The sequence below is a fragment of the Paenibacillus crassostreae genome, assembly GCF_001857945.1.
Lineage (GTDB): Bacteria > Bacillota > Bacilli > Paenibacillales > Paenibacillaceae > Paenibacillus_AQ > Paenibacillus_AQ crassostreae.
In genome coordinates this window covers 1,250,672-1,268,050 of the sequence record NZ_CP017770.1, presented here as the reverse complement: position 1 = coordinate 1,268,050, position 17,379 = coordinate 1,250,672, and the positions used below count along the sequence as shown (strand labels likewise).

General features: G+C 39.8%; 16 protein-coding genes. 9 read left to right on the top strand and 7 right to left on the bottom strand.

Going from position 1 to position 17,379, the window contains the following annotated elements:
• Positions 1-7: 7 nt before the first annotated feature.
• The 5 genes from LPB68_RS06105 to ptsP all read left to right on the top strand — a co-directional run bounded on the left by LPB68_RS06105 (position 8) and on the right by ptsP (position 6,913).
• Positions 8-1,522, top strand: a complete 1,515-nt coding sequence (locus LPB68_RS06105) for a flotillin lipid rafts scaffold protein FloT (RefSeq protein WP_068659272.1) — start codon at positions 8-10, stop codon at positions 1,520-1,522.
• Positions 1,523-1,696: 174 nt separating this feature from the next.
• Positions 1,697-2,551, top strand: a complete 855-nt coding sequence (gene glcT / locus LPB68_RS06100) for a glucose PTS transporter transcription antiterminator GlcT (protein ID WP_068659225.1) — start codon at positions 1,697-1,699, stop codon at positions 2,549-2,551.
• A 240-nt stretch (positions 2,552-2,791) separates the two neighbouring features.
• Positions 2,792-4,837, top strand: coding sequence for a glucose-specific PTS transporter subunit IIBC (gene ptsG / locus LPB68_RS06095; protein WP_068659227.1), 2,046 nt, complete (start codon positions 2,792-2,794; stop codon positions 4,835-4,837).
• Positions 4,838-4,929: 92 nt separating this feature from the next.
• On the top strand, positions 4,930-5,205 hold the full coding sequence (locus LPB68_RS06090; protein WP_068659228.1) for an HPr family phosphocarrier protein: 276 nt from the start codon (positions 4,930-4,932) through the stop codon (positions 5,203-5,205).
• Entirely contained in the window at positions 5,198-6,913 is a 1,716-nt protein-coding gene (ptsP, locus tag LPB68_RS06085) for a phosphoenolpyruvate--protein phosphotransferase (RefSeq protein WP_068659229.1), read from the top strand. Before LPB68_RS06090 ends, ptsP begins: the two co-directional genes overlap by 8 nt.
• A gap of 101 nt (positions 6,914-7,014) precedes the next feature.
• Here ptsP and LPB68_RS06080 read toward each other — a convergent pair whose 3' ends face one another.
• On the bottom strand, positions 7,015-7,632 hold the full coding sequence (locus LPB68_RS06080; RefSeq protein WP_068659231.1) for an acetate uptake transporter: 618 nt from the start codon (positions 7,630-7,632) through the stop codon (positions 7,015-7,017).
• Positions 7,633-7,832: 200 nt separating this feature from the next.
• Here LPB68_RS06080 and LPB68_RS06075 point away from each other — a divergent pair, with 200 nt between their 5' ends.
• A complete protein-coding gene (locus LPB68_RS06075) occupies positions 7,833-8,450 on the top strand; it encodes a 50S ribosomal protein L25 (RefSeq protein ID WP_068659232.1) in 618 nt (205 codons plus the stop codon).
• Between the two features lie 63 nt (positions 8,451-8,513).
• Here LPB68_RS06075 and abc-f read toward each other — a convergent pair whose 3' ends face one another.
• Positions 8,514-10,448 carry a ribosomal protection-like ABC-F family protein gene (gene abc-f / locus LPB68_RS06070; protein ID WP_068659233.1) on the bottom strand — a complete coding sequence of 645 codons (1,935 nt, stop codon included), beginning with the start codon at positions 10,446-10,448 and terminating at the stop codon, positions 8,514-8,516.
• Between the two features lie 415 nt (positions 10,449-10,863).
• Here abc-f and LPB68_RS06065 point away from each other — a divergent pair, with 415 nt between their 5' ends.
• Complete coding sequence (locus LPB68_RS06065; RefSeq protein WP_068659235.1) at positions 10,864-11,838, top strand: diaminopimelate dehydrogenase; 975 nt, start codon at positions 10,864-10,866, stop codon at positions 11,836-11,838.
• A gap of 240 nt (positions 11,839-12,078) precedes the next feature.
• On the opposite strand, the gene LPB68_RS06060 is transcribed toward LPB68_RS06065, so the two are convergent.
• A complete protein-coding gene (locus tag LPB68_RS06060; protein WP_068659236.1) occupies positions 12,079-12,720 on the bottom strand; it encodes a helix-turn-helix transcriptional regulator in 642 nt (213 codons plus the stop codon).
• A gap of 14 nt (positions 12,721-12,734) precedes the next feature.
• Positions 12,735-13,640, bottom strand: coding sequence for an oxygen-dependent tRNA uridine(34) hydroxylase TrhO (gene trhO, locus LPB68_RS06055; RefSeq protein ID WP_068659237.1), 906 nt, complete (start codon positions 13,638-13,640; stop codon positions 12,735-12,737).
• Between the two features lie 195 nt (positions 13,641-13,835).
• Between trhO and LPB68_RS06050 the strand changes: the two genes are divergently transcribed.
• Both LPB68_RS06050 and LPB68_RS06045 read left to right on the top strand, forming a co-directional pair.
• The gene (locus LPB68_RS06050) at positions 13,836-14,294 is read left to right on the top strand and encodes a hypothetical protein (protein WP_157891907.1); all 459 of its coding nucleotides are present in this window, start codon (positions 13,836-13,838) and stop codon (positions 14,292-14,294) included.
• Between the two features lie 56 nt (positions 14,295-14,350).
• Entirely contained in the window at positions 14,351-14,728 is a 378-nt protein-coding gene (locus LPB68_RS06045; RefSeq protein WP_068659241.1) for a PH domain-containing protein, read from the top strand.
• A gap of 57 nt (positions 14,729-14,785) precedes the next feature.
• On the opposite strand, the gene LPB68_RS06040 is transcribed toward LPB68_RS06045, so the two are convergent.
• The 3 genes from LPB68_RS06040 to LPB68_RS06030 form a co-directional block, all read right to left on the bottom strand.
• Positions 14,786-15,421: a 3'-5' exonuclease gene (locus LPB68_RS06040; protein WP_068659243.1), complete on the bottom strand. Its 636-nt coding sequence runs from the start codon at positions 15,419-15,421 to the stop codon at positions 14,786-14,788.
• A 167-nt stretch (positions 15,422-15,588) separates the two neighbouring features.
• A complete protein-coding gene (locus LPB68_RS06035) occupies positions 15,589-16,563 on the bottom strand; it encodes an electron transfer flavoprotein subunit alpha/FixB family protein (protein WP_068659245.1) in 975 nt (324 codons plus the stop codon).
• Between the two features lie 22 nt (positions 16,564-16,585).
• Complete coding sequence (locus tag LPB68_RS06030) at positions 16,586-17,356, bottom strand: electron transfer flavoprotein subunit beta/FixA family protein (RefSeq protein ID WP_068659247.1); 771 nt, start codon at positions 17,354-17,356, stop codon at positions 16,586-16,588.
• Between the last annotated feature and the right edge of the window lie 23 nt (positions 17,357-17,379).

Below are 17,379 nucleotides of genomic sequence, written 5' to 3'. Positions count from 1 at the left end.
GGAATCAATACCAGATTATTTGATTATTCCTGCAGTTGTTATTGGTGTTATTATTGTTCTTGGTTTGGCATTTTGGGCTCGTTATAGGACGGTAGGTCCAGATGAAGCCATGATCGTCACAGGTTCTTTTCTTGGGAGTAAGAATATTTCAGAAGAAGATGGACGTAGAATTAAGATTATTCGTGGTGGTGGAGCATTTATTCTACCGGTATTTCAACAGTCACAATTCATATCTCTCCTCTCACATAAGCTTGATGTATCAACTCCAGAAGTGTATACAGAGCAAGGAGTACCTGTAATGGCTGATGGTGTTGCAATTATTAAGGTCGGTGGGTCTATTGAGGATGTTGTGACGGCATCTGAACAATTCATCGGTAAACCAGTTGAAGCACTTCGAAGTGAAGCACAGGAAGTGTTGGAAGGTCATTTAAGAGCCATCTTAGGTATGATGACCGTAGAAGAAGTCTATAAGAACCGTGATAAGTTCGCACAAGAAGTACAAGGTGTCGCAGCTCGTGATCTTAAAAAAATGGGATTACAAATTGTCTCCTTTACGATAAAAGATTTGCGCGATAAGCATGGTTATTTAGAAGCACTAGGTAAACCGCGTATTGCTACGGTAAAGCGTGATGCAGAAATTGCTGAAGCTGATGCAGTTCGTGATGCTCGTATTCAGAAGGCTAATGCAGAAGAACAAGGTCAGAAGGCAGAATTATTGAGAGATACTAATATTGCCGAAGCGTCCAAAGAGAAAGAATTGAAAGTGGCATCCTTTAAGAAGGAGCAGGATACTGCCAAAGCTGATGCGGATCAAGCCTACCATATTCAAGAAGCACGTGCTAAACAGATTATGGTGGAAGAACAAATGCAAGTAGAACTGGTTCGGAAGAATCGTGAAGTTGATTTACAGGAAAAAGAAATTCTAGTTCGCCAAATGCAATATGATGCTGATGTGAAGAAGAAGGCGGACGCTGATCGCTATTCCGTTGAGATTGGGGCAGAAGCAGATAAGGCACGCAGAATGTTAGAAGCGGATGCATTGCAGTATTCCATCGAAACGCAAGCCAAAGCGTCCGCTACGCAGAAGAGACTGGAAGGTGAGGCGATGGCTGATTCGGAACGTGCGATAGGTACAGCTGATGCAGATGTTATCCGTTTACGAGGATTAGCTGAAGCAGAAGCGAAGGAAAAGCTAGCCGATGCATTCCAAAAGTATGGGGAAGCAGCAATACTCGATCTGGTTACGAAGATGTTGCCTGAATTGGCAGGTAAGATTGCACAACCACTTGCATCAATCGATACGCTAACCGTTGTAGATACAGGTAAAGGTGAAGGTGCGGCACGGGTTAGTAATTATGTAACTGAATTAATGGCTACTGCACCTACGATGTTAAAAAATGTATCTGGTTTGGATATCGAGAATCTGATCAAAGGGTTCACTCAAAAGAAATCAATCTCACAACCAATCGCATCAGAACCTGAGTTGTTGCCTTCCGTTACGGTAGAACCATTAGATAAATAGGTTTGCGTAATTATGTAATTGATTCAATCGTAGATATAAGTATTGAACTGAAGCTCCGGACTGGCTACTGGAGCTCTGTTTTTTTGGTAATTATTATAATCATAATTGTATGGACATAAGGGCCTCTTTTTGATAGAATTTATTATTTTAAGGGCATATAAATGAGGTGCAAATATGAGCAGTATTCAAGTATCTAAGGTATTGAATAATAATGTAATAATTGCTGATCATCCGAAGTATAGGGAAGTTGTAGTTATAGGTAAAGGGATAGGTTTCAATCGTAAGTCAGGTGACGACTTGGCGTTGACTATCGCTGAAAAAATGTTTATCTTAACCAACCAGCAAGAACAAGAGCAATATAAACAATTAATTCCACAAATAGCTGAGAACCTCATTGAAGTAGTCAATGAAGGTATTCTATATATTATGGAGCACAGCAAAGTTCCTCTGAATGAACATATTCAGATTGCATTAACAGATCATATCTCATTTGCTATTAAACGTTCTGAGCAAGGAATTGCGATCCACTATCCGTTTTTATTCGAAACTAAAGAAATGTACCCTGATGAGTATCGTATGGCGGAATATGTGGTTGATTTAATTCGTAAGAGATTTGATGTAGATCTTGAAGATGATGAAGTTGGCTTTGTGGCATTGCATATCCATAGTGCTCTTACAGACCAGCATATTACTGAGGTGAAGCAGCATTCTCAACTAGTAGCTGATTTAGTTCAGGTTGTAGAAGAAAGTATGGAATATACAATCCCACGTGATTCATTGGATTATTCAAGACTTCTTACGCATTTACGCTTTGCTATTGAACGAGTTCGTAGTGGTCATATAGATCAAGATGTAGGTTCCCTGGATAAATTACTATATCAAGAGTATCCAGAGTTATACTCGTTGGCTTGGAAAATGACCAAAATCATGGAGCAAAGATTACGTATGCCTGTTTCCCCCTCCGAGGTGAGTTATCTAACGGTACATCTTCAAAGGGCTGATGAGAAAAGAAATGCTCAAATTCGATAATAAAGAATAATTTCAGGTTGTAAAGTAATAAATAATCTGATAAGATACAATTCGTAGTTCTACAGGTGAATATAATTTACGTGTAACTGATTCGATCAGGCATGAGTTAATTTCAGTATTTTGATTGTTCTCTACTTAGTTTGGGTAATCTAACCTTAACTTAGAGGGCAAATAAAAGTACTGCAACATAACTCGTGCCTTTTTGCTTTACTCAAATAATTGAGAGGAAGTGTAGGGAAGATGTTTAAAAAACTTTTTGGTGTTTTACAAAGAGTAGGTAAGGCTTTGATGCTACCAGTTGCTATTCTTCCAGCAGCAGGCCTTCTGTTAGGGATCGGTAATATGTTAATCAATCCTGACTTTTTGAAATTTGCGACAGCGTTGGATACTGCTTGGGTGGAATCGGTCGCAACGATTATGATGAATGCCGGTCAAATCGTCTTTGATAATTTGGCGTTGCTATTTGCAGTTGGGGTTGCCATTGGTTTGGCAGGCGGGGAAGGCGTAGCAGGTCTCGCAGCGATTATTGGTTACTTAGTTATGAATGTAACTTTAGGAACTGCAGTTGGCGTAACTCCAGCTATGGTAGGGACAGTTGCAGGTTATTCCAACGTACTGGGGATTCCCACATTAAGTACAGGGGTATTCGGAGGGATTGTCATAGGTATTGTGGCCGCGGCTATGTACAATAGATTCTTCAAAATCGAGTTACCTTCCTACTTAGGTTTCTTTGCAGGAAAACGATTTGTACCGATCGCGACATCTGTCGCATCATTAATCGTAGGTCTTATTCTAGTGGTTGTGTGGCCACCGATTCAAACCGGATTAAACTCAGTTTCTCACTTTATGGTGGATTCCAACCCAACATTCGCGGCATTTATTTTCGGAGTGATTGAACGTTCTCTTATTCCATTTGGATTGCATCATATTTTCTATTCGCCATTTTGGTTTGAATTTGGAGAATATGTTAACCAAGCGGGAGTTCTTATTAGAGGAGATCAGAGTATCTTTTTCAATCAGTTACGAGATGGTGTAGAATTGACAGCAGGTACATTCCAAGTTGGGAAGTTCCCGTTCATGATGTTCGGTCTTCCAGCAGCTGCACTTGCTATATATCATGAAGCTAGACCAGAACATAAGAAATTAGTAGCTGGTATTATGGGATCTGCGGCATTGACCTCTTTCCTAACAGGGATAACAGAACCCCTTGAATTCTCATTCTTATTTGTTGCTCCAGTGTTATTCGGAGTTCATGCAATCTTTGCAGGTCTTTCTTTCATGACAATGCAAATATTGAATGTTAAGATCGGGATGACATTCTCTGGTGGTTTTATCGACTTTCTAATTTTCGGTATTATACCGAACCGAACATCGTGGTGGCTAGTCATTGTTGTTGGTTTGATTTTAGCGGTCATTTACTATTTCGGATTCCGTTATATAATACGGAAATTCAATTTGAAAACACCGGGCCGTGAGGATAGCACGGATGATGATACTGGTCCTTCAAAAGGAACAGTCGAAGAACTTCCACAGAACATACTGGAAGCCTTCGGTGGTTCTTCAAACATCAAGCATCTGGATGCATGTATTACACGTCTACGGATTGAGGTCAAGGATAAATCTGGCGTCAATAAAGATCGTTTGAAACAACTTGGTGCTGCAGGTGTTCTAGAAGTGGGTAACAATGTACAAGCGATATTTGGTACACGTTCTGATACCATTAAGACACAAATGCAAGATATTATGGCTGGACGTACACCTGTAATTGAAGTCAGTAAACCAACTCCTAATGAGGAGAAAGCTGCTGGCGAAGAAGGCAACGCGATTGTGGTTGAAGATATCGTTATGCCTGCTAACGGTGAACTGATGGATATCTCAAATGTACCCGATGCAGTATTCTCACAGAAAATGACGGGTGATGGTTTTGCATTTATACCACATGATGGTAAAATTTGTTCTCCGGTCTATGGTAAAGTATTTAATGTATTCCCTAGTAAGCATGCCATAGGTATTATGTCTGACGGTGGTAAGGAAGTATTGGTACACATCGGTGTGAATACAGTCAAACTGAAGGGTAATGGATTTACTGTATTAGTGGCAGAGGGAGACCTGGTATCTGCGGGACAACCTATTATGGAAGTGGATCTGGCATATGTGAAAGAGAACGCCAAATCCATTATCTCACCGATTATCTTCTCTAACTTACCTGAAGGCGCATCAGTGACCTTGAATAAGACAGGTGTATTGAAAGCTGGAGAAGGCAATATTATTACGATTAATAAGTAGATTAAATAATTAAATGATTAAATCAGTGCTTATTAGATTATTATTAAATAAGCACTGAAATAAATTAAATTAACGAAAGAAGGATGAATAATATGCAAAAAACATTCAAAATTGTGGACGAAGACGGAATTCATGCACGCCCAGCGACAGGTTTGGTAAATACAGCGACAAAATTTACTACAACGGAATGTTATGCTGAAGCTAATGGTAAAAAAGTCACTTTGAAATCAATTCTAGGTGTTCTTTCATTAGGATTAGAACAAGGTGATACAATGTCACTTATTACAGAAGGTGAGCAAGAAGCAGAAGCTTTGGCTAAGCTTCAAGAAGTGATGATCAGTGAAGGGTTAGGCGAAGTTCATGAATAAAATTTCGGGCATTGCAGCTTCTGCAGGAATTGCTATTGCCCGAGCGTTCATCTTGGTTCACCCTGATTATTCAGTACAAAAAGAACAGGTTGAGGATACTGGGGCTGAACTGAAAAAGTTGGACGAGGCATTAGAACAATCAAGAACAGAAGTTGAGGCAATTAAAGCGCGGACGCTTCAAGAATTAGGGGAGAAGAAAGCAGAAATATTCGAATCCCATCTCCTTATTCTAAGCGATCCAGAATTTATTAATCCGGTGAAGGATCTCATCTCTAAAGATTCCATTAATGCAAGTTATGCTCTTAATGAGATTGCAACTCAATTCGTTGGAATGTTCGAGAACATGAAAAGTGCTTATTTGCAAGAACGTGCGGCGGATATGCGTGATGTAACGAAGCGAATTCTTAAGCACCTACTTGGTATAACTCAAGCTAGTGCGGCTGATATTAATGAAGAAGTCATTGTTATTGCAGAAGATTTAACACCTTCAGATACAGCCCAATTAAACCGCAAATATGTAAAAGGTTTTACTACGAATATTGGTGGAAGAACTTCTCACTCAGCGATTATGGCCCGTTCATTAGAAATTCCAGCGGTTGTTGGCACCAAAGATGTACTAAGTCAAGTTGCAAATGGAGATCTAGTTATCGTTGATGGGTTAACAGGTGATGTCTTCATTAACCCTTCTGAGGAAATGGTTGCACAATATCGCACTAAACAACAAGAATATGACGTCCAAATCGCAGAGTGGAAAAAACTACGTGATGAACCAACGTTAACTCAAGACAAAACTCAAGTTGAATTAGCAGCTAACATTGGAACACCAGCAGATGTTGAAGGCGTACTAGAGAATGGTGGAGAAGCTGTTGGTTTATATAGAACAGAATTTCTTTACATGGGTCGAGATAAGCTTCCTTCTGAGGATGTTCAATATAATGCGTATAAGACTGTTCTAGAAAAAATGGATGGTAAACCTGTTGTTGTTCGTACTTTAGATATCGGTGGAGATAAGGAATTACCTTATTTGGAAATGCCGAAGGAAATGAATCCATTCTTAGGTTTCAGGGCCATTCGATTGTGTCTGGATCGTCAAGATATTTTCCGTGTACAGCTTAGAGCTCTTCTACGGGCAAGCGCTCATGGTAACCTACGCATCATGTTCCCGATGATAGCGACTTTAGGTGAATTCAGACAGGCTAAAGAAGTATTGTTAGAGGAAAAGGCGAAATTGACGGCAGAAGGTACTGTTGTGTCAGATAATATCCAGCTTGGTATAATGGTTGAGATTCCAAGTACTGCTGTACTAGCAGATCAGTTTGCAAAGGAAGTAGACTTCTTTAGTATCGGTACGAATGATCTTATTCAATATACGATGGCTGCAGATCGGATGAATGAACGCGTATCGTATTTATATCAACCTTATAATCCTTCCATCCTACGTTTGGTTAATATGGTTATACAAGCTGCACATCATGAAGGTAAATGGGTCGGCATGTGTGGCGAGATGGCTGGGGATCAGACAGCAATCCCACTCTTGTTAGGCTTGGGACTTGATGAATTCAGCATGAGCGCATCTTCAATTCTCCCTGCAAGAAGTCTGATTTCTAAATTAACTATGTCCGATATGAAGACATTAGCTAAAGAATCACTAACGAAATCAACTGCAGAAGAAGTTGTTGAATTAGTGAAGGCTACTTTGGATAAATAAGAGAAATCATAAAATCGAATAAATAAAAGAAGGAGTGACCCGTGTATGGGTCACTCCTTCTTTAAAATCTAAGAAAGTATAAGTTTCACTTGAACCTCTATTTACTTTTTGAAAATTCCGAAAGGAGAACCCAATGGTAGGAAACTCCGTCCAAAATGAGCATTAAGAACAGAAGCACCGCAGCCATATAAGGATACTATGGCAATTCCCATTTCAGCATATGCTGCAAGAGTATGGAAGACGTGAGGCGCAATACCGAAAGCATCAAATGTTAATCCCAAGAATAAAAAATCGATTAATACAAAAATAGTGAAAAGTACTTTATGAGTTTCCATAGCACCAATAGTCATAAACAAGGTGAATACTAAATAACCTAGGAAGGCAAATCCTAATTGCTTTCCATCGATATCAGCGGCTAACTGTGGACCAAATACTCCGAGTTTCATTAACCAACTGCTAGCCACTCCAAGCCAAAATAGACCATAAGCACCAAAAGCGGTCATTCCAAAGGTATTATTGTGTTTAGCATCTTGAATACTAGCAAAAATTTGGGCAAAAGCCCCAAGAAAAATAGCCCAAGGAATAATGAAGCTTAACCCTTGTGTAAGTTCAAGCTTTTGTGAAGATGCGACAAGAGTGACCATGGCTAGTCCAAATAGACCGATCCCACTAGGGTCTGCTGTCACGATTTGTACGGATTGTTTCGTTTGTGATGACATAGTTGCCTCCAGTTGTTAATAATATGGCTGTATAAGGAGCAAATGTGAAAGCTCGAACAACCTTCATATCATAACATAATAACAGGAAAACAGTCATTATGATCTTATATAAATGTTTGAAAACACCCATTTTGGGGTAAAAGTTAAGTATACCTTAAAATGGGTGTTCGACAATGTATAGACTATAGGAGGAACAAATAATGACTACGCATTCAGTTTCCGCTCAAAAAAGACATGACAACGAACCAACGTCTGTATTAAAAGCATTAAGAGCAAGTGGAAGAATTCCTGCTGTCGTATATGGTTTGAATGCTGAGAGCCTTTCGGTTCATATTGATTATAAAGATATAATGAAGTTGGCTCGTACTGGGCGTTCAGAAATGTTCAAATTACAAATTAATGGATCAGAGGATTTATCCGTAATTATCAAGGATTTCCAGAAGAAAGATGGCAAATGGAGCCATGTAGATTTCCTTCAAATCTCGGAGTCCCAGCCTTTACGTGTAAGAATTCCTATTGAATATCAGGGTGTTGCTTCTGGTAGTAATTCAGGTGGAGTACTTCAACACTTGGTAACTGAACTTGAAGTTGAAGGCTTACCTTCAGAACTTCCCTCCACGCTTGAAATAGATATTTCTCACTTAGAGATGGGTGACAAACTGATGGCTTCTGAAGTGAAGTTGCCTAAGGGTCTAACATTAATAGCATCTGGTGAAGATTTATTACTTGCTGCAGTTACTGCTCCAAGAGCTGTTCTTGAAGCTAATCCTGAAATGACTGATGAGGTTGTACCCGTAAATACAGAAGCACAAGCTTAAGAATAGGATCATGAAATATATACCCCCAGCCATTGCGGCTGGGGGTATGGTGTTTATAGACTACTACTCGCCACTGTGCATGATGTCCATCCATCGCTCGTACAACAGCTCAAGTTGTACCTGAATCGCTTCACGCTCTTGTTGTAGAACTTGAAGTTGTATTGCATCACGAGAGATGTCTGGGCTTAACATCTGGTCGTCTAGTTGTTGAATTCTACCCTCATGTTCAGCAATTTGTAATTCCCATGATTCTGAAATTTTAGCTGTTAAATTACGATGATTGTTGGATGATTTGGTCGCTAATCTGTCAGTGTTCCTCAATTTGGTTTTGTCAACTTGAACTTGAGCAGGAGTAGAAGTAAATTGTTTAGCTTTAAACGCTTTGTAATCCTCAAAGTTCCCATTAATGACACTAAGGGATGTCTGCTCTAGAATCCATATTTTTCGTCCCAAGCGGTTAATGAAGTAGCGATCATGAGATACAGCGAGAAGGGTGCCTGGATATTCCTCCAGAGCTTCTTCTAGAGCTTCTCTAGAATCGATATCTAAATGATTGGTAGGTTCATCAAGGATGAGTAGATTTGGCTTCTGGAACATCAGAATGGTGAATCTCAGTCGTGTCCACTCCCCACCTGAAAGGCTCCTAACATCTTTGAATACATCCGACCCAAAGAATAGGAAACGTGCTAATTGGGCCCGAGCTTCTCCTTCCTCCATGCCAACCTGTTCACGGAAAAATTGAAGAACATTCTGTTTCTGGTGTTGTGGCGTCTCTTCTTGCGCTAAATAACCAATACTTACACGTGATCCAAGAGTGACTTCTCCGCTTGAAGGTAACTCTACTCCAAGGATTACTTTTAGAAGGGTACTCTTGCCACTACCATTATCTCCGATGAGCATAGCAGATTCACCATAGTGCAGAATCTCATGAACTTGTTTGAAAAGAGTACGGTCTCCATATGCTTTACATAGTTCGTTCAGTATTAATACTTGTTTTCCAGAACGATCCTCTTGGGATAATTGGAGGTCCATCGTTTTACGTTCCATAACAGGCCGCTTTAATTTATCCATCCTGTCCAGTACTTTCTGCATCGATGAAGCACGACGGTGAAATCCAGGGTTAGGTGGATTGGAGCGATTACCCCATTCGATGAGCTGCTTGATCGTTTCTTTCATTTTCTTGATTTTTTTCTGCTGTTCTTGGAAATCGGCAAATTGTAGCAGGAGGCGTGTTTCCTTCTCCTTCATATAGCCACTGTAATTGGTATGATAGGTTATGGCTTCACCATCTTCAATCTCGATGACCTTGGAAATTGTATGATCTAGGAAATAACGGTCATGTGAAATAACAACAACACTCCCAGGATATTCGATAATGAACTGTTCAAGCCATTCAATAGCTTTCATATCCAAATGATTGGTTGGTTCATCAAGAAGTAAGATATCTGGTTTCTTTAGGAGGAGAGAAGCTAGACCAACCTTTGTCTTTTCACCACCAGAAAGAGAAGAGAAGTGTCTATGATACTGATCTGTTGGGATTCCGAGTCCATTGGCAATGCGATCAATAGATGACTCCATCTCATAACCACCTAATTGTTGAAATCGCTCCTGCAAAGTGCCATATTCCTGAATCCAGCCATTATATATTAATTCACTACCTGCATGTTGTGGTACGGATAACAACAGTTCTATTTCTTTCATTCTAGCTTGCCATTCCAGTGGTTCCTTAAAGTTACATAATAATTGTTCATAAGTGGTACTACCCGTAGTCTCGGTAGAAATTTGATCTAATAAGCCAACTTTTGCACCTCTTCGTATGGCGATTTGTCCTTGATCAGGACGATCATTTCCTTCGAGAAGGTGAAGAAGAGTAGTCTTACCACAACCGTTGCGCCCAATCAATCCCACTTTCTCGCCAACACGTATATCCATAGTGATATCGTTGAGAACAAGCTGGGCACCGTGATATTTTTGGACATTTTTACATTGAATCATCATATTATTATTCCTCCAGTTATAAGCCACTGAACAACAAAAAACCACAGGGAAATGTCCCTGTGGCTAGATCTATCAACGATTCATTTCGTTCCGCTGAAGTCAAGGTAGGAGTGGCATTTCGCAATTTTGATTTGAATGAGATTTACTGTAAGTAGACAGACGGGTAGCGTCAGTTATTACATTGTAAAAAATGCCGAACATTGCCATCGGCAATTGGTTGATCTTCTCATTCACATCATTGCGTTTCACTCTTACCTCACCTCCATTTCAATAAGATAAGATTAGTTTATATTCAAAGTCACTGAAAATCAAGTGACAATTAAGCGTAAATCTTGACACTTTAGTATGGATTAGTTCAAAATAGGTAACAGTCTATAGAAGTGTACTTTTGTAAACATTATTTTAGGAGGATTATATGACACAGATAACAGTAGGAATTGTTGGATATGGTAATTTAGGTAAAGGTGTAGAAAAGGCAATTCGTCAAAATTCTGATTTCAAATTAGCTGCAATCTTTACTCGTCGTGAACCACAAGGTGTGAGTGCTAGTGTTCCTGTTCTTCATATTTCAGAGGCTGAAAAATATAAAGAAATTATTGATGTTATGATTTTGTGTGGAGGTTCTGCAACAGATTTACCAGAACAAGGACCAAGCTTCGCCAAAATGTTTAATACGGTAGATAGTTTCGATACCCATGCTAAGATCCCCGAATATTTCGCAATAGTGGATGCTGCAGCGAGAGAGAATGGACATGTTAGTGTCATATCTACAGGTTGGGATCCAGGTTTATTCTCGCTAAATCGAATGATGGCTGAAGCCATCTTACCAGAAGGAAAAGAATATACTTTCTGGGGTCGTGGAGTAAGCCAGGGACACTCTGATGCAATTCGTCGGGTTGATGGTGTAAAGAATGGTATTCAATACACCATTCCTGTTGATGAGGCTGTAGCCAAAGTACGTGCAGGTGAGAACCCAGAGCTATCCACGCGCGATAAGCACTTACGCGATTGCTACATCGTAGCTGAGGAAGGTGCAGATAAGCTTCGTATTGAGAAAGAGATCGTTGAAATGCCTAATTATTTCGCTGACTATGATACAACGGTAACTTTTATTAGTGAAAAAGAATTAAAGGACAAGCACTCGGCTATGCCTCATGGAGGTCATGTGCTTCGGAGTGGAACTACAGGAGATAACAACACACAGATTATTGAATTTGGATTGAAGCTTGAAAGTAACCCAGAATTTACAGCAAGTGTTCTAGTAGCATATACGCGTGCTGCATACAAATTGGCGAAGCAGGATCAGACGGGGGCCAAGACAGTTTTTGATATACCTCTAGGTCTGTTGTCACCGAAATCTGCAGAACAATTACGTAAAGAGTTATTGTAATTGTAGCTGAGTGAATTGCTATAGATATGAATCAATTTCATAATTACGCAAACCTATGCGATTATGAAATTGATTCACATACAATAAAAAGAAGGGAGTCACTACGGTCATTACGACCATGGAGACTCCCTTCTATTTCAAAATATATGAAAGTATAAGTTTCACTTCATACTTTATACCCTTATATTTCGGCTGAGACGGATACCGTCCTTTAAAAGGACGGTATCCGTCTCAGCTTGATTAGGAATTAACTTTAGACTTAGAAATAACATAGGCACATTTGGTACCACCCGCTGATAAGCATTCCGTTCGTTGTACATCAACTTGAAGAAGAGATTGGAATAACTCAAGTTCGCAATGGCAGGCATGATTGTATTGATTGGCAATGTGGGAGATCGGACAATTATGTTCTTTGATTACAAACGTTCCATCAGCATCTTCTTCATATTCGGCCATATATCCATTATCATTCTGAATTTGTGTAAGTTGGCGTACCTTCTCAGATAATGGAAGCTCCGCCATGGCGTGCTCGTATTTCTGTTCAAGCTTGATCTTACGACGTTCAAAGAGCAGGTTAATCATATCTTCTCCTGATTCCTCTTTAAGCTCTTCAAGTAAATCAAGGGTCAGTGTATGATATGTTTTGGGAAAGAAAGCCTCTGCTAACTCACTCAGCCGATAGGTAGCTGTAGGTCTTCCCATCATAGGTCGAAGCATACTGTATTCGATGTATCCGTCCCGATCAAGTGTACTTAAGTGACGACGAACGGCCATTTCAGTAATCTGTAGTTCATTCGTAATATCTTTTGCTGTAAGCGGAGCTTTAGTCTTCAACATGTGAAGAATTTGTTCCCGAGTGGAGAGTTCAATAGATTTGTTCATATAGCCCTCCATTATTAAACCTGGGATTTTGAAATATTCTCAAAATGATCCTCACATTCTTCTGAGCAGAAACCACGATGTTCAGCTTCACATTCTTCGCAACAAACATGCTTCGCATTACAAAGCTTATATCTACAGTTAATGTATCGATCTTCTGACTTGCCACAGTGGTAGCATTTACCAACAACGATGTCTTCATCAGTATGGTTAATCGGTACAGATATGCGTTCATCAAAGACGTAACATTTACCATCGAAAAGTCTTCCTTGTACTTCTGGGTCTTTACCATAAGTTACGATTCCACCATCTAATTGTGCAACATCATTGAAGCCCTCATGCATCAAGAACCCCGTAAGTTTCTCGCAACGAATTCCACCAGTACAATAGGTGAGTACTTTTTTATCCTTGAATTCGCTTAAGTTGGCTCTGATCCATTCAGGGAACTCACGGAATGATTCTACATCTGGACGGATCGCATTACGGAAATGACCAATCTCATATTCATAATCATTTCTACCATCGATTACAATGACATCATCTTGTTGGAGCTGTTCGTGGAATTCGGTAGGGGATAACCTTTTTCCACTAATTGTATTGGGATCTAAATGTTTATCATATCGGAAAGTTACTAATTCTTGCTTGTATCGTACGAATATCTTCTTGAACGCATGCTCATGCGATTCGTCTATTTTGAATACCATATCAGCAAATAAAGGGTTTGCATGTAAATCCTTCATATATTGTTCAGTTTGCTCTACAGTCCCTGATACGGTGCCATTAATTCCTTCCTCGGCTATAATAATACGACCTTTGACGCCAAGGTCTTTACAGTATTTGAGATGTTCTGCAGTAAACTCTTCTGGATTGGGGATACTTACAAATTTATAGTATAATAATATGTTGTACTGCTCTTGAGACATGACTAAATCACCTTGCCTATTAAATTTTTGTTCTACTAATTGTAGATGACCTTCACCTACTTAGTCAATATAAAAGTATAAAAAGTATAATAATGGAGATTCAAGCAAAGCTGAACGAGATGAGATGGAAAAGTTACTAGCCGAAGATGAAGTCACTCAAGAAGTTGCAGATCGTTTCGAAGAGACCTTGATCAAATGGAAAATTTATTATCTCATCGTTTAAAAATTCACTTTATGATATCTATGTTGAGGATTAGAAGATTTGTACTTAACATGGTGCAAAGGGAGAAAGCAAAGAAAGTAGCTTCTTACGATATTGATTCGTTAAAAGAACTCAAAATTCTCACCTCACAAGCAGCCATTAGAGCCATCAAGAAGAACCGAAACGAAGTTAATAAAGAAGCATCTTTGCGAGTTATGCTGCAATATAATCGGACAATTGAACGACTACGACTCAGTAGTAGAGCATCTATAGATATAAAGGAAGATGAAAAATTTCAGATCCATCGAGTAGAATTTCAATTTAAAGCAATTCAGATTGAAAGAGATGAAGTTCAAAGTATGTTCGAATCAGGGGAAATATCACGTAGTTCAACTAATCATTTACGTCAATTTATCAACTATTTGGAAGCGGGTATGTTTGATGGTGATTAATTGTTATAAAATGGGATGGTAATAATGGATATCCATAATGATGGGGAGGAAAGCTGATGGGGTTCTTAGATGGATTGATGGGGAACGCATCCCAAGTGAATTTGGCGGAGGTTCAGAAAGAATATGCTCAGATATTGGCTCCACAAGAACGGATAGAGAAAGCATATAAATTAGTTCGAGATATGTTTATATTTACCGACAAGCGACTGATTCTGATCGATAAGCAAGGTCTTACCGGGAAGAAGATGGAATATCATTCTATCCCTTATAAAAGTATTTCGCATTATTCTATTGAGACTGCGGGGCATTTCGATCTTGATGCAGAACTCAAAATATTTATTTCCAGCAGCACAGTACCTATTGTAAAAACTTTTAATAAGAATGTAAGCATCTATGAGGTTCAGAGTGTATTGTCACTGTATATCTTGAAATAGTTGTCATCATAAACTAAAAGCCCCCTTCAAAGTATTTCTCTGAAAGGGGCTTTTAGTTTAGAAAGTTGTTGATATGTAGCTTCTTGCAGATGGTTTCTTCGCACGTTTCTGTGTAGGAGCGGAGAATGGAGTATAACCTCCAGCAAGCATGGTTCCTATCTTACATCCATAAGCTTTGGCGAGTTGGTATGGATCAGAGTGTTGTTCTTGTTCAAGTAGTTTCAATAAAATTTTTGCACAAGCTCGAGCATCATCTAATGCTTCATGATGATTGAGCGCAATGCCATAATAGGCAGCAATCACGTTTAATTTATAGGATGACATGTCTTGTAACATTTTTTTGCTTAGTAAATAGGTACAGTAATATTGAAAGGTAGGGTAATCTACACCAGTTTGATCTAGGCAGTAACGTAGTACGCTCATATCAAATGAGGCATTATGGGCAACAACCTGCTTTCCTTGTAGGAGTGGTTCAATGGTTGGCCAGAGTTCATGGAATGTAGGCATTCCTTGAACCATATTTGCAGTGATCCCGTGAATCTGTATGTTTCGATAATCAAAATCTTGTTCAGGATCAATTAACCAGACTTGTTCTGATGTAATAATCCCATCTTGGACTTCTACAAGGCCTAGAGAACAGGCACTTGATCGGTTAGCGTTCGCCGTTTCAAAGTCTATTGCAACAAAATCCATATGTAAAAACTCCTTATTATTCATATCGGATATAGTATTAAAGCTACTCTCTAGCATTAATACTATATTGTGAGACTAGATAATACAATCTTATAAAACGTTCCAATTCCAATAATAAGTAAGACCCGTAGCTCTCAATATGAGAAGTAACGGGTCTTGTTGAGTGATTAAGCTAAAGCTTTCTTGAATTCTTCTGTCAAAAGAGGGACGACGACGAATAAATCACCGACTATTCCGTAATCGGCCAATTTGAATATCGGTGCTTCAGGGTCTTTATTGATAGCGATGATGATGCGAGATTGACTCATACCGGCTAAATGTTGAATGGCACCGCTAATCCCACATGCGATATAGATTTCAGGAGTCACAACTTTACCCGTCTGTCCGATCTGCATGGCATAATCACAATATCCTGCATCACAGGCTGCACGAGAGGCTCCAACCGCACCATTTAATACGTCAGCCAACTCTTGGAGTGGCTTGAAGCCATCCATGCTCTTCACACCTCTTCCACCGGACACGACTATCTTAGCTTCTGTTAGATCTACTTTGCCTGAAGTTTTACGAATAACGTCTCTCACGATCGTACGAAGAGACAAAGGGGGAGAATATTCAACGGTTATAATCTCAGCTTGAGCGTCAGAGATATTAGCGACCGCTATATTATTAGGACGGATAGTAATGACTTGGGGACCCTCTGTGAATATTTTCTGTTCAAAGGCTTTACCAGCATATAAAGGTCTGGTGTAACGAACCTCTGACTCAGTCTTCTCAATGGAGATGACATCAGAAAGCTGACCCGCATTTAGATAGGCTGCAATCATAGGAGCTAGGTCACGTCCTGAAGCGGTATGTCCTAAGAAAACGGCATGTGGACTCAAAGTGTCCAATACTTCCTTAATAACTGAGAAATGAATTTCAGCATTGTAAAACTCTAGATCCTTATGGTCGACGACATGAATCTGACCGCTAACGTATTGGGATAACTGCTCGGCAATATTTGAAATTTGATGTCCTAATACAACGGCAGCAACGGTGTCTTCGTGTTCCTTTGCCAAACCTATTGATTGAAGCGCCTCCAAAGTAACCTGGCGTAGCTTACCGTCGCGTACTTCTGCGATGACTACGTATGATTTACTCATATGGACATCCCCTTTACTCTTATTAGTTTGCTTTCACTTCAGAATGTTTAAGAAGTTGAACGAGCTGGGCAGCTTGTTCGTGAAGTTCTCCTTGTAGAATTTGGCCTGACTTACGATTAGGAGGAAGGGAGAGAGAGAGACGTTCTGTTCGCGCATAAATTTCAGTTTCTGTAAGACCTAAATCATCTAGGGTGAGATGATGAAAAGGCTTCTTTTTCGCCTTCATGATGCCGGGTAGAGAGGGGTAACGAGGATCATTCAGACCCTGTTGTGCAGTGAATAGAGCAGGAAGGGTAACCTCGAGCTTTTCGGTATCCCCTTCGGAATCACGAAGGACAATAGCTTGCGCTCCAATAACATCCAACTTAATGATGGAGGAGACGTGTGGAATATTTAAGAGTTGGGAGAGACGGATTGCTACTTGGCCTCCACCACTATCAATAGAGAAATTCCCTCCTAGAATAAGATCATAGGATTGATCGTTGAAATAGGCAGCCAATACTTTGGAGACGCTGAACTCGTCACCGTGGATGGCATCATCAGAGACGTGTACCGCTTCATCGGCTCCCATTGCCAGAGCGGTTCTTAATGCTTCTGCTAGACGACTAGGACCGATGGAGACAACGGTGATGTTGCCTCCATGTTGTTCCTTTTGTCGTAATGCTTCTTCAATGGCATACTCGTCATATGGATTGATGACATATTTGACTCCATCATCGGATATATTTCCATCCTGAATAACAATCTTTTCTTCCGTATCAAAAGTTTGTTTAAGAATGACATAGATATTCATCTGACAAACTCCTCTCTACCGAT